Annotated in this window: 12 protein-coding genes; 10 read left to right on the forward strand and 2 right to left on the reverse strand. The window is 38.4% G+C overall.

Annotation, left to right across the window (positions count from 1 at the left end; translation table 11 throughout):
• Positions 1–90: 90 nt before the first annotated feature.
• A complete protein-coding gene (locus BMY13_RS14730; RefSeq protein ID WP_092505489.1) occupies positions 91–1,881 on the forward strand; it encodes a M3 family oligoendopeptidase in 1,791 nt (596 codons plus the stop codon).
• A gap of 120 nt (positions 1,882–2,001) precedes the next feature.
• Positions 2,002–3,108: a D-alanine--D-alanine ligase gene (ddlA, locus tag BMY13_RS14735; RefSeq protein ID WP_092505491.1), complete on the forward strand. Its 1,107-nt coding sequence runs from the start codon at positions 2,002–2,004 to the stop codon at positions 3,106–3,108.
• A gap of 237 nt (positions 3,109–3,345) precedes the next feature.
• Here ddlA and BMY13_RS14740 read toward each other — a convergent pair whose 3' ends face one another.
• Positions 3,346–3,906, reverse strand: a complete 561-nt coding sequence (locus BMY13_RS14740) for a nitroreductase family protein (RefSeq protein ID WP_092505493.1) — start codon at positions 3,904–3,906, stop codon at positions 3,346–3,348.
• A 202-nt stretch (positions 3,907–4,108) separates the two neighbouring features.
• Here BMY13_RS14740 and BMY13_RS14745 point away from each other — a divergent pair, with 202 nt between their 5' ends.
• The 8 genes from BMY13_RS14745 (at position 4,109) to BMY13_RS14780 (ending at position 10,246) form a co-directional block, all read left to right on the forward strand.
• Positions 4,109–4,399: a cupin domain-containing protein gene (locus BMY13_RS14745; protein WP_092505495.1), complete on the forward strand. Its 291-nt coding sequence runs from the start codon at positions 4,109–4,111 to the stop codon at positions 4,397–4,399.
• A 20-nt stretch (positions 4,400–4,419) separates the two neighbouring features.
• The gene (locus BMY13_RS14750; RefSeq protein WP_092505497.1) at positions 4,420–4,626 is read left to right on the forward strand and encodes a hypothetical protein; all 207 of its coding nucleotides are present in this window, start codon (positions 4,420–4,422) and stop codon (positions 4,624–4,626) included.
• Positions 4,627–4,754: 128 nt separating this feature from the next.
• On the forward strand, positions 4,755–5,210 hold the full coding sequence (locus BMY13_RS14755; RefSeq protein WP_092494115.1) for a nucleoside deaminase: 456 nt from the start codon (positions 4,755–4,757) through the stop codon (positions 5,208–5,210).
• 277 nt (positions 5,211–5,487) lie between these two features.
• The gene (abc-f, locus tag BMY13_RS14760; RefSeq protein WP_092505499.1) at positions 5,488–7,281 is read left to right on the forward strand and encodes a ribosomal protection-like ABC-F family protein; all 1,794 of its coding nucleotides are present in this window, start codon (positions 5,488–5,490) and stop codon (positions 7,279–7,281) included.
• 44 nt (positions 7,282–7,325) lie between these two features.
• Positions 7,326–7,721: a hypothetical protein gene (locus BMY13_RS14765; RefSeq protein WP_092494117.1), complete on the forward strand. Its 396-nt coding sequence runs from the start codon at positions 7,326–7,328 to the stop codon at positions 7,719–7,721.
• Positions 7,722–7,737: 16 nt separating this feature from the next.
• Positions 7,738–8,607 carry a fructosamine kinase family protein gene (locus BMY13_RS14770; RefSeq protein WP_092505501.1) on the forward strand — a complete coding sequence of 290 codons (870 nt, stop codon included), beginning with the start codon at positions 7,738–7,740 and terminating at the stop codon, positions 8,605–8,607.
• A 212-nt stretch (positions 8,608–8,819) separates the two neighbouring features.
• On the forward strand, positions 8,820–9,272 hold the full coding sequence (locus BMY13_RS14775) for a DUF2269 family protein (RefSeq protein WP_092505503.1): 453 nt from the start codon (positions 8,820–8,822) through the stop codon (positions 9,270–9,272).
• A gap of 428 nt (positions 9,273–9,700) precedes the next feature.
• On the forward strand, positions 9,701–10,246 hold the full coding sequence (locus tag BMY13_RS14780; protein WP_092505505.1) for a hypothetical protein: 546 nt from the start codon (positions 9,701–9,703) through the stop codon (positions 10,244–10,246).
• A 54-nt stretch (positions 10,247–10,300) separates the two neighbouring features.
• Here the strand turns inward: BMY13_RS14780 and BMY13_RS14785 are convergent, their stop codons facing one another.
• Positions 10,301–12,184: a PTS fructose transporter subunit IIABC gene (locus tag BMY13_RS14785; protein WP_092505507.1), complete on the reverse strand. Its 1,884-nt coding sequence runs from the start codon at positions 12,182–12,184 to the stop codon at positions 10,301–10,303.
• Between the last annotated feature and the right edge of the window lie 7 nt (positions 12,185–12,191).

Consider the following 12,191-nt stretch of genomic DNA (forward strand, 5'->3'; position numbering starts at 1 on the left):
TAACGATGGTTAATAAGTCTTGGGGCGGATACATGAAATTCAGAAATAAACTATACTATTAGTTAGTGAGAGTCTAGGGGAGGAATTTTAATGGAGAAAGTAATTGGCGAGAATTGGAGTCTTGATTCCCTGTATGCAGGTGGAAAAGAATCAAGTGAATTAAATGGATTAATTTCGCAGCTAAAGCATGATATGAAAGGGTTTCAGGAAATTGTTCAAACGTTTGATCAATTTTATTCTGAGAAAGACTTAATTGATCTTTTACAACAAATCCAAGAATTCAAGCAAGCGTCTTTTGAACTGGATGAATTTATGGTTTGTCTCTATGCAGTAAATGTCGATGATCCATATGTATCTAAATTAGTTGATGAAAGCGCAAAGCTTCAAGCTGATTATGAATCTCTAAAAATTGATTTAGACGAAATCTTGGCTGGAATTTCAGAAGCCAAGTGGAAACATTTAATGAATCACGACGAAGTGAAAGAATATCAATTTTACTTAGAAGAGCGCAAACAAAAAATGGACGATAAGTTACCAATAGAAATGGAAAAAGTGATAAATAAGCTTTCCGTCAATGGGTTTATTGGCTGGGAGGATTATTATGAACAAATGATGGGTGCTCTGCGGTTCCCTGTTGAAAAAGATGGTAAGAAAGAGGAAATCTCATTTGGGCAAGCGGGAAGGTACCTCTTTTCAAGTGATCGATCTGTACGGCAAAATATAGCGCGAAATATTGTTGAGGTATGTGAGAAACAAGCAGAATCCTTTGCAACAGTTTTAAACAGGATCAATGGGTTTCGGCTTGATGTCTATAAACAACGTGGCTGGGACAATGTGCTAAAGGAAGCTATGGAAGAGAACCGAATTAATGAACAAACAGTTCAAACAATGGTATCAGCAATAAATGAAAATAGAGAAGTCGCTCATATTTTTTTTAAGCGGAAGGCTCAAGTAATGGAGCTTGAAAAACTAGCCTGGTATGACATGGAGACACCGAGCTTTACATCGGATAAGAAAATTTCTTATCAGGAAGCTGCAGATATTATTATTACCCAGTTTTATAAGTTCAGCGACAAGCTTGGTAAGTTTGCTGAGAACGCGTTTCAAGAAGGCTGGATTGAAGCTGAAGATCGCAAAGGTAAAACGCATGGAGGGTTTTGTGCCTTTATGCCACTAAAAAAAGAAAGTCGGATATTCCTAACATTTACAGGTAGCTATCAGGACGTTGTGACAATTGCCCACGAGCTTGGACATGCTTACCATAACTATATTTTGCAAGATGAGCCTGCTTTTACACAGGAAATAAGCACAAGTGTAGCGGAAACCGCATCGACCTTTGCGGAAAACCTAGTACTGGATGCTGCTATTGAGCATGCATCAAGTGAAGAAGATAAATTGTCCCTACTGGAAATGAAAATTTTAAATGGATTAAAGTATCAGGTTACCGTCCCAGCTATGTTTGAATTTGAACAAAAGTTATATGGACAACGAATGCAAGGACCGCTGACAGCAAATGAGATATCAAGTTTAATGGAAGGCATGATAAAGAAAATTTATGGCGATGCTTTGGATGAAAATAATAAATATTTGTGGATGACCATACCTCACTTTTTTCATACAGATCTAGCTTTCTACAACATCCCATATACGATTGGTTATCTATTCAGTAATGGTATCTACGCCATGGCAAAAGAACAAGGAAAACAATTTCCGGAACAATATGATGCCTTGCTGCAAAGTTCTGGAAAAATGACAGTAGAAGATTTAGCAAGTCGTTTCCTCAACAAGGATATTGGAGAGAAGGAATTTTGGGAGGCATCTCTGGAACCAACTATTGAAGCGATAAATGAATATATGAAGCTGACAGAGAAGATGGTATAAATTTTTAAAAAACGGACAGTAAAGTAGGGCGCTGTTCGTTTTTTTATTTTTCTTCTGTTTCAAACAACCCTTTTTGTGCTATTTTAGATATATATGATTTTTTTCAAGGGAGTTCTGATGATGACGAAGAAAAAAGTTGGTATTATATTTGGCGGAAAGTCGGCTGAACACGAAGTATCATTACAATCAGCTAAAAATATTGTTGATGCAATTGATAAAAATAAATATGATGTTGTTCTTATCGGGATCGATAAACAAGGTAAATGGCATATAAATGATCAATCTTCCTACTTAATTAATGCTGAAAACCCAAAATTAATTCAATTAAACAAATCAAACGATACGATAGCAATAGTGCCTGGAGAGACCGATAATCAAATGATACATGCAGCAAATGCAGGTGCGCTGGACCAGCTTGATGTTGTGTTCCCGATTGTGCATGGTACATTAGGAGAAGACGGCAGTTTACAAGGAATGATGCGAATTGCAAATCTCCCATATGTCGGTTCAAACGTCTTGGGGTCATCTGTTTGCATGGATAAAGATGTCGCGAAACGTTTGCTAAAAGAAGCGGGTGTTAATGTTGCGAATGGCTTAGCTTTTTCAAGTGCAAAAAAAGATAAGATTAATTACGACGAAATAAAAGAGCAAATTGGAACACCAATGTTCATAAAGCCAGCAAATCAAGGCTCTTCAGTTGGGGTTAGTAAAGTTTCATCGAAGGAAGAATTTTATAAAGCGGTTGGCGAGGCATTTCAATATGACCATAAGCTTATTGTAGAAGAAAGTCTTGTTGGCCGTGAAATAGAATGTGCTGTATTAGGAAATGAACATCCTAAAGCATCAGTGCCAGGTGAAATTTTGCCACAAACGGAATTTTACTCCTATGAGTCAAAGTATATTGATGAAAGCGGAGCAAAGCTGGAAATACCAGCAGATCTATCAGACGAAATGGTTGCAAAAGTGCAGAAGGCAGCTGTTGAAGTGTTTGAAACACTTGAGTGTGAAGGCTTAGCCCGTGTTGATTTCTTTTTAACTGAGGACGGAGAAGTGTATGTAAACGAGGTTAACACACTACCTGGATTCACTCGAATTAGCATGTATCCGAAGCTATGGGAAATCAGTGGGGTTTCCTATCCGGAATTGATTACTCAATTGATCGAGCTAGCTATTGATCGTCATCAGAAAAACAGTATGCTGAAAAGCGCTGTATGGGATGAGGAATAAGGAAAAGAGTTGGCCGCTGGGGTTACAGTTGTAACTCTAGCGGTCTTTATTATTAGATTATGTGTGAAAATATCGACCGGAAAACGGGGATATCAACCTTGGAATGAGTTTATCGACCGGAAAACGAATATATCAACTTGGGAATGAGTTTATCGACCTCAAAACCTCAACAGACATCGCAAACATCACAAAATAAGGGTGTCATATTAAGCATTGCTTACATGACACCCTTTTCTATTATCCTTTAAACGTTGAGAATTTCTCGCTAACTGGTACTCTGCCTTTTTTAATAGGCTTTTCATCAAAGTACCCAAGATGGATGAACCCTACTATTTTCTCATCCTCACCAACATCGAGGATTTCTTTTACTTTTGGATCATAAATGTGTGGATTGGTTTTCCATACGACACCAAGCTGTTGTTCCCAGGCAAGCAACCAAAAGTTTTGAATCATGGATGCTGTTGCTCCAAAATTTTCATCCCATTGCTTTTGATTATCGGGTACATCCATCACAACTATTAGGAATGCATTCGGTTCATTCAGATACTCTCTGCGATTTTCCTGCTTTTCTTCTGGGTATGTGGCAGCAACTTTTTCGGCAAATGCCTCTTTTTGCTCTGGCCCAACAAAAATAAAGCGCCACGGCTGTCGGTTGCCGTGAGTTGGTGCCCATGTTGCATCATCCAGTAAGTTCATCACCGTTTCCTCTGTTACAGGTTTATCATTATAGCCTTTTTTAACAGCACGGCGTTCACGGATAATGGTTGCAAGCGCTGTTGAATTTTTTGTTTGTTCCATTTGATGTCCTCCTCGTTGTTCCCTCTATAAATTTATATGCGCCTAAATGATAATTATTTTCAACTAAATTGTAGCCGATGAGACAGTAAAAATCAATGGACTATAAAAATATGGTGATGTGTGATGTTTATCACATTAATTGATTGTGGTATTGGTTACACTGTAGGCAAGACTTAAGATAATTAATGAAAGGTTGTGTCAAATGCAACTTATAAGAGTAGACCATGAGATAACGAAGCCTGTTGAGGGGAAAAAGGTTTTTGATGAGGATAACCGTGAGATTATGCACATCAAATTAAAAGCTGGCGAAGAAATTGAAGAACATGACTCTCCGAAACACGTGTTTATATTTGTTAAAAAAGGTGAGGTTGAATTCACGCTTAACAATGAGGGTTCTACGATTAATCAGGAAACGATATTGCGTATGGAACCATATGAGCGCCATGCATTAAAAGCTCTAAGTGACGTAGCTATCCTTGTTATGAAATGCTAGTTTAATTAGGATTATGGCCTTTGGCAGGTTGGGGTGAAAAGATGCTGAATGTACAGTTGGAAGGGAAAAGAGCTATCATTGGTCTACGTGAGCGGATTTTAAACGGAGAACATCCGCGTAACGAGGTGTTCAATTATGTAAAACCAGCCCCTCTAGGCATGATAATTGAGGTACACGTACCACATGAAGCGCAGCCTCTAGCCGGGGACTGGAGAGTTTTGGTCTAAATGTGATTACTGATCAGCTTGAGATTGGACATTATCGATTAATGACAGTAAAGTTAGGTTAAATAATGTAGAGGCAGTTATCTTATGAAGGAGATAGCTGCTTTCATAGTATACGAGGAGGGTATAACATGGACAAATTTATGGAACGAGCAGTAGAATTAGCTTCAGATAATGTTCGTAATGGTGGTGAACCTTTTGGTGCAGTCCTGGTGAAAAACAATAACCTGGTTGATGAAGGGGTCAATGAGTTACATAAACGCTTTGATATTACTGCACATGCAGAGATTCAAGCAATGCGGAGGGCACAGAAGAAAATGCATACGCATGTTTTACAGGGCTATACCATGTACGCGAGCGGAGAGCCGTGTCCGATGTGCATGACAGCAATGTATTATGCTGGGATTGAAACAATATATTATTGTGCCACAGCTGAGGATGCTGTTGAAGCAGGGTTAGGAAAGTCGGAGTTTGTTTATGGAGAGTTAAAAAAACCAAAGGCTGAACGTCAAATTCGTATGGTACATATGCCATTAGAAGAAGCGCAGGAAAATCCGATGAAATTGTATAAAGAAGAAAAAGCGTAATTTGACACAGCAGGACCACATCCGTATGATAAAAGAAAGATTAACCGAAGGAGGACCTACCTGACAATGAAGTAAACCCACGTTTTTTCCAATCAAGTTTGAATAACTTCAAACGAGCGTTTCTGTCTGAATGAAACGAATGGGATACGTGTGTACTTTTAACGGGTAGCAATCATAATTAAAAAATTTTCCGTGATCCCGTATATCCATATATCCATTGTAATCATTCACAGGCAGATTCCTGTGTTTTTTTATTGCTAAAAATGGGGGTATGGATATGTTTATTTTTAAGGCGAAAGGTCTTTGCAAGGAATGGAACGGCAATATGATTTTTCAAAACATCGATATTGAGCTGCAACAGGGTGAACATGTGGTACTATTTGGTCGGAATGGATCAGGTAAAACATCGCTTCTGAATGGATTGCTCGAAAAAACAGCATTTGACTCGGGGTCTATTCAACGATTTATTCCGTCTGATGATTGGGGTGTGCTTGAACAGGATCCATCTGTTGATTCAAACCTAACGACCCTGGAATTTGTCCTAAGTGCTGCTGGAAAAGTTTATCACTTGAAAAAAGAACTCGAGCATGTACAAACGCAACCCGAGATCAATATGGAAAAATATACAGCAATCTATAATGAATTTATAGGTCTCGATGGATATAGTCTGGACGCTAAGGCAGAATCTGCACTGCATCAAGTTAAACTAACTTCAGAAGTGTGGGGAAGTTCGTATGATCAGTTAAGTGGTGGTCAAAAAACGAGGGCTCAGCTTGCTCGCCTTATTTTACAAAATCCGGAATGTATTATTATGGATGAACCGACAAATCACTTGGATAAAGAAACGATTGAATGGCTGGAAGAATGGCTTGTGAATTATAAAGGTGCTGTGTTGTTCGTTTCCCACGATCGTTTATTTCTGGACCGTACAGCTCATGCAATTTATGAACTGAATTCGGATGAATGCAAGCGATATGAGGGAGGTTATTCTGCTTACCGTGAACAAAAAGAAGTTGAGCGACGTACACAGGAATTGACTTATCGTAAGCAAGAACAGAAAAAAGAAGGTCTACTAAAGACAATTCGAAACTACCAACAATGGTTTCAGCAGGCTCATAAAGAAGCTGGACAAAATGACTTCGCGCGTTCAAAAGCAAAGAAAAACGTATCACGGTTCAAGGCGAAAGAAAAGGAACTGGAACGACTGGAAAATAATAAAGTGCAGAAACCCCAAGCTGGTAAAAAATTAAATGTAAAGCTGGAGGACAGTACTTTTTCTGCAAGAAGATTGCTGCAAATAGAGAATCTATCTTTTTCCTACGATAAGGAAAAGGTGCTCTTTACCAACTTAAACACCTCTATATACAGGGGTGATCGTATTGGAGTGGTTGGTCCGAATGGTTCGGGAAAGTCGACTTTATTAAAGCTTATTACAGGTGATCTTACTGCCGAGAAGAGTGGTATAAGGCAAAACCCTCAAACGAAGATCGGCTATTTCGCACAGGAACTGGAAAACCTGGATGAACAAAAGACGATTCTGGATAGTATGCTTGAATTACCAGGTATGACGCAATCTGATGCAAGAACGATTCTGGGTTGTTTCTTGTTTTCAAGGGAATCTGTTTTTCAGCAAATTTCAACCTTGAGCATGGGAGAGAAATGCCGCATAGCCTTCCTCAATCTTTATTTCAGCAACGCCAACCTGCTAGTGTTGGATGAGCCAACAAACTTCCTGGATGTCGATACGAAGGAAGTTATCGAGGATGTTTTACAAGCATACCCAGGAGCACTTGTCATTGTTTCCCACGACCGTTATCTAATTAAAAAGACCTCAAATCGTATTATCGAACTGAGAGGTCAGGGAATGATCGACTATGTTGGAACCTATGACGAATTTCTGGAACACAAAAATAGTGCTACTGAAAGTGATCCGAGCAACGATAATGAAATTCGGGAACTTAAACTTAAACTGACCCAGCTAATGAGTATGGAAGCAGAAGACGAACAGGAAAAAGAGAAAATTCTCTATGAAATTAAAAAAGTTCAGAAAATGCTCCATAATAAAGAGTGATTTCATGATAATATAGTGCTAAAGATAGTTTCAGGGGGATATTAATGTTAAAGAAACTTTATTACACATCGGAAATAATGGCCGCAACTATTATTGGCTCTGCAATCATGTTATTATTTTTTATCGTTGAAAACATTATGGGAAATAATGTTGAGGCAAACGGACTAATAACAAAGTCTATTATTGTGATAGTACTCTATTTTATCGTTTACTTTATTGCGTTTTTCTTTTTAATAAATCCGTTTTATGATTTTCTGAAAGGAAAGCTAAATAGACAGCTTACGGCAATTATTATTCTCATCATCGCGAATCTAATATTATTCGCTGGTTTATATGTGGATACATCTCAGACACTACTGGAAGTAATTATAGATAATTATAGTTTATTTTTAGCAACGAATCTATCGATAGTTTTCTTTTCCTTCAAAAAATTGTCATAGAAAGTGAGGCATAATAATGAACAAATTCATCGAACAAGCATTACATGCGGCAGGTGACTTTTCAACACTAAAGCAGGTTAAGCAAACATTCGGTGGATCAATTAATGAAAGTTTTTTTGTTGAAACTAATGAACAAAAATATTTTATTAAATATCATACGGATGCGCCTGATCGTTTTTTTGAGCTGGAAGCGAAAGGTCTTCGTTTAATCAGGGAAACAAATTCGGTTTCTGTTCCTGAAGTGCTGGCATATTCTGATGAAAAAAATAATGCGTTTCTTGTAATGGATTGGGTTGAAGGACGAAAATCGCAGGATACAGAAACAAAGCTAGGTGATCGAATAGCAAAGATGCATCAGACCTTTGGCAATCAGCATGGCTTTCCGGATGATACATTCATTGGCGTGCTGCCACAGCCGAATGGACTATTTTCAAGCTGGCTGGAATATTACCGTGATAGCAGGCTTTCCGCCCAAATGACACAAGGGATTGAGCAAAACAGTATTACGGGAAATCGACGACTCCGACTGGAAAAATTACTGATGAATTTGGAAAAGTGGATCCCGGATGATGTTGAGCCATCTTATTTACATGGTGACTTATGGGGTGGAAATTGGCTTGTAGGCGCAGGGGGCAACCCATATGTGATTGATCCGTCATTCTTGTATGGAGACCGACATTTTGAACTTGCTTTTACGGAACTGTTTGGTGGCTATTCCAGGGATTTTTATCAAGCCTATGAAGAACGTTTTGCCTTGAGGGATGATTATGAGGATATTAAAGCCTTATATCAGCTCTATTATCTGCTTGTTCATTTGAATATTTTTGGGGAGTCTTATGGTCCCAGGGTCGATTCAATTCTGAAACGATATGTAGGGGTGTACTAATTTTGGACACAAATTCGTTACAAAGTCACTTATAAATGTGTGGAATGTCACAGCCCCTATGTAGGTAAATTTATATGATTGCAGTAAACCAAGTTTTACTTGAGCTTATGAAACTATAAAATTTAAGTGTTGTTGGATAATTGGACTACCTGATCAGCCATATCCAGCTTCAGCGCCTAGCGCTTGCGCTTTTGTTCCAGGAGGCAATTAAAATGACATTTTATGAGTTGCTTGTTTTTATCCATGTTTTCTCAGCGATTTTGGGTATGGGCCCAGGGTTTGTGATGATTTATATTGTGACTAAAGCAACAACAATGACTGAATTGAAGCATGCTTACATAATACGTAACCGACTGCATATCTTTGTAATGGTCGGTGGGACGCTGCTATTGATAACCGGCTTGTTGATGGGGTATCTACATCCATATTTATTTGAACAAGGCTGGTATGTAACCAGTTTGCTATTGTATTTAATAGCGTTAGGATTTGGCCCTACTGTACTATCACCAAGATCCAAGCCAATTAAGGCGATGTTAAAGGAACACAATGGTGATGAAATTCCAGCTGACTATTTCATACTTTCCAAAAAACTGTTTTTCTTCGAGCGCATTGAAAATGTTATTTTTTTAATAGTAATTGCCTTAATGGTATTGAAGCCTTTTTAATGGGGATAAAACGCTTTGCCAAAACAATTGGCAGAGCTATTTTATTATTTAAAAGATAAAAAAGTGGGACCTATTCCACTTTTTAATCGTCTAAAGAAATATTAACTAAAAAGCAGGTATTAAATTTTGGAGCAAAGGGATAGGGATACCGAGATTTTAGAGAAATCCAAGTTAGAAATTAAGTGTTTATTTTTTACATACATATGATAAGGTAACATTAGATAATGGAATTGTGGCAAAAATTACAGGGGAAAATGCTTTGAAATGGAAAAATGACAAGGGACATCTTCGTAAGTTATCTGTAATGGAACCTCCTGACGCTTCGGAATCCCATTTTTCTATAGATGATGTAGCAAATATCGCAAACTCAATCCAATAAAATTCAAGCGAATAGTTATGTCTTAAAAATGGAAGAGGTGACTTAAAACATGTATATTGTGATCGGCATTTCTCTCATAGTCCTTATAATACTTTTAATAGTGATTGATAAGTTTGCCACTTTTTCGGAGTTCATGAGCAGCTTTAAAAAGGGAACCTTTCCAAAGCTTATTATCGGGCTTTCCATTGCTGCTGTATTATTTATTTCATATGGTATTTATCATGAAATTACGTATCAGCCACCTTACCTTGATATTCATGTAAATGGCAGTAATTATACGGTGTTTGGAGATATCGGAGAAATTGGCTATTATGCTGATAGTCTGGTAACTCAAGACCAGGAATCTAAAATCCATTTAGTGTCTTGGGATAACTTAAATCTAAATAACGATAGCAAAATTACTGTAGAATATCCATCGGGTAAAGAGGAAATTTGGAATCCGTCTGTAACTTTAGTTGAAGGTACATCCCAAAGTTTGAAAGATGAATATGAAATCGAAGAAATTTATGAACTTGAACCTTACTCCTTTAGTGAATCCGGTGAGGTTAGTTTAACTATTGAAGGTGACAAGGAATTTTCTATCGACGTGAAGTAAATATTAAAAAGCCAAAGCGCATCCAAGACTAAAATGATGCGCTTTGGCTTTTGTTTATGCTGTTTTACCTACGTTCTTTTTCAGTAAGCCGGCAAGTAATGCTGTTACTACTGATCCTATAATAATGGCTACTAGATATAATAGAATTTTACTAGCTCCACCATCGACAAGACCGATTACAAATATCCCGCCGTGTGGTGCGCGTAAGGCGATATCAAACATCATTGTCAGGGCGCCAGTTACTGCGGAACCTGCCATGATTGATGGAATAACACGTGCAGGGTCAGCTGCAGCAAATGGAATAACACCTTCCGTTATAAAGGATGCGCCTAGAGCGTATGCTGTTTTGCCTGCTTCACGTTCTGTTTTTGTGAATCTATTTTTAAATAATGTTGTTGCAAGTGCCATTCCTAGAGGTGGTACCATACCGGCAGCCATAACAGTGGCAATAAACGTATAGTTTTGTGCATCTAGCATGGCAATACCGAATGTGTAAGCAGCTTTGTTAACTGGTCCACCCATATCGAATGCCATCATAGCACCTAAAATAAGTCCGAGCAGGATTTGGTTAGACCCACCCATACCTTCTAAAAATGATGAAAGTCCTGTATATATTTTTGTTAATGGCGGGTTAATCATCATCATAATCAACCCGGTGATTGCGATACTGAATAATGGATAGAATAAGACTGGTTTTAGACCTTCTAGTGATTCTGGTAAACCTGCAAATGCCTTTTTAATTAGTAATGTTACATAACCTGCTAAGAAACCTGCAATCAAACCACCAAGAAATCCAGAGCCACCACCAGCACCTTCAGCACCTGTGACAGTCATCGCTATCAGACCACCAACCATACCTGGAGCAAATCCTGGCCGGTCAGCAATGCTGGATGCAATAAAACCAGCTAACACAGGAACCATTAGGTAGAATGCTTTATCACCACCGATGGTACTTAGCATATTAGCAAACTCGTTATCCGATTCGATACCCCAGAAAAACGAAATAGCTATTAGAATACCACCACCAACAACAAATGGAAGCATGTTGGAAACACCATTCATCAAGTGTTTGTAGAAACCGCTACGTCCTTCTTTTTCACTACTGCCTGAATCTGACTTTTCAGCATGATATATAGGTGCATCGTTATTTACTGCACGCTGTAGTAGGTCAGTTGCTTCATGAATTGCCTTTCCAACACCGGTCTCAATAACTCGCTTTCCATTGAAACGCTCCATTTCAACTTTTGTGTCGGCAGCAACAATAATGGTGTCGGCTTCTTCAATTTCTTTATTTGTCAGGCGATTTTTTACGCCACCCGATCCATTTGTTTCTACTTTGATTGAAATACCCATTTCCTTGGCTGTTTCTGACAGTTTCTCAGCTGCCATATACGTGTGCGCAATACCTGTTGGACAGGCTGTTACAGCGAGAACTTTTTGTGATGCTTCTGCGTGTTTTGCTGGCTCTTCTTCAGCATCTACCTCTGCTTCTTTATCGGTTACGGCTTGTAGAACTTCTTCTTTTGTAGCTGCATCAAGAATCTTCTTCCGGAACTTTTCGTCCATTAAAAAGGTTGATAAGCGGGATAGGGCTTCCAAATGATCGTTATTCGCTCCTTCACTTGCAGCAATCATAAAAAACAAATGTGCTGGCTGGCCATCAAGTGAATCATAATCAATACCACCTGGAGATCGACCAAATGCAATTGCAGGATTTTTGACTGCACTGGATTTGGCATGTGGAATGGCAATACCTTCACCAATTCCTGTAGTGCTTTGTGATTCCCGTTCCAGAATTCCTTTTGTAAAAGCATCTTTGTCATTTAGATTACCTGCTTGATCAAGCTGCCCAATTAGTTCAGTGAGCACTTCCTGTTTTGAACTTGCCTCTAAATCAAGAATAATCGTTTCTTTTTTCAACAGTTCCGTAATTTTCATATTTTCA

The sequence above is a fragment of the Virgibacillus subterraneus genome (genome assembly GCF_900110695.1).
Lineage (GTDB): Bacteria > Bacillota > Bacilli > Bacillales > Amphibacillaceae > Lentibacillus > Lentibacillus subterraneus.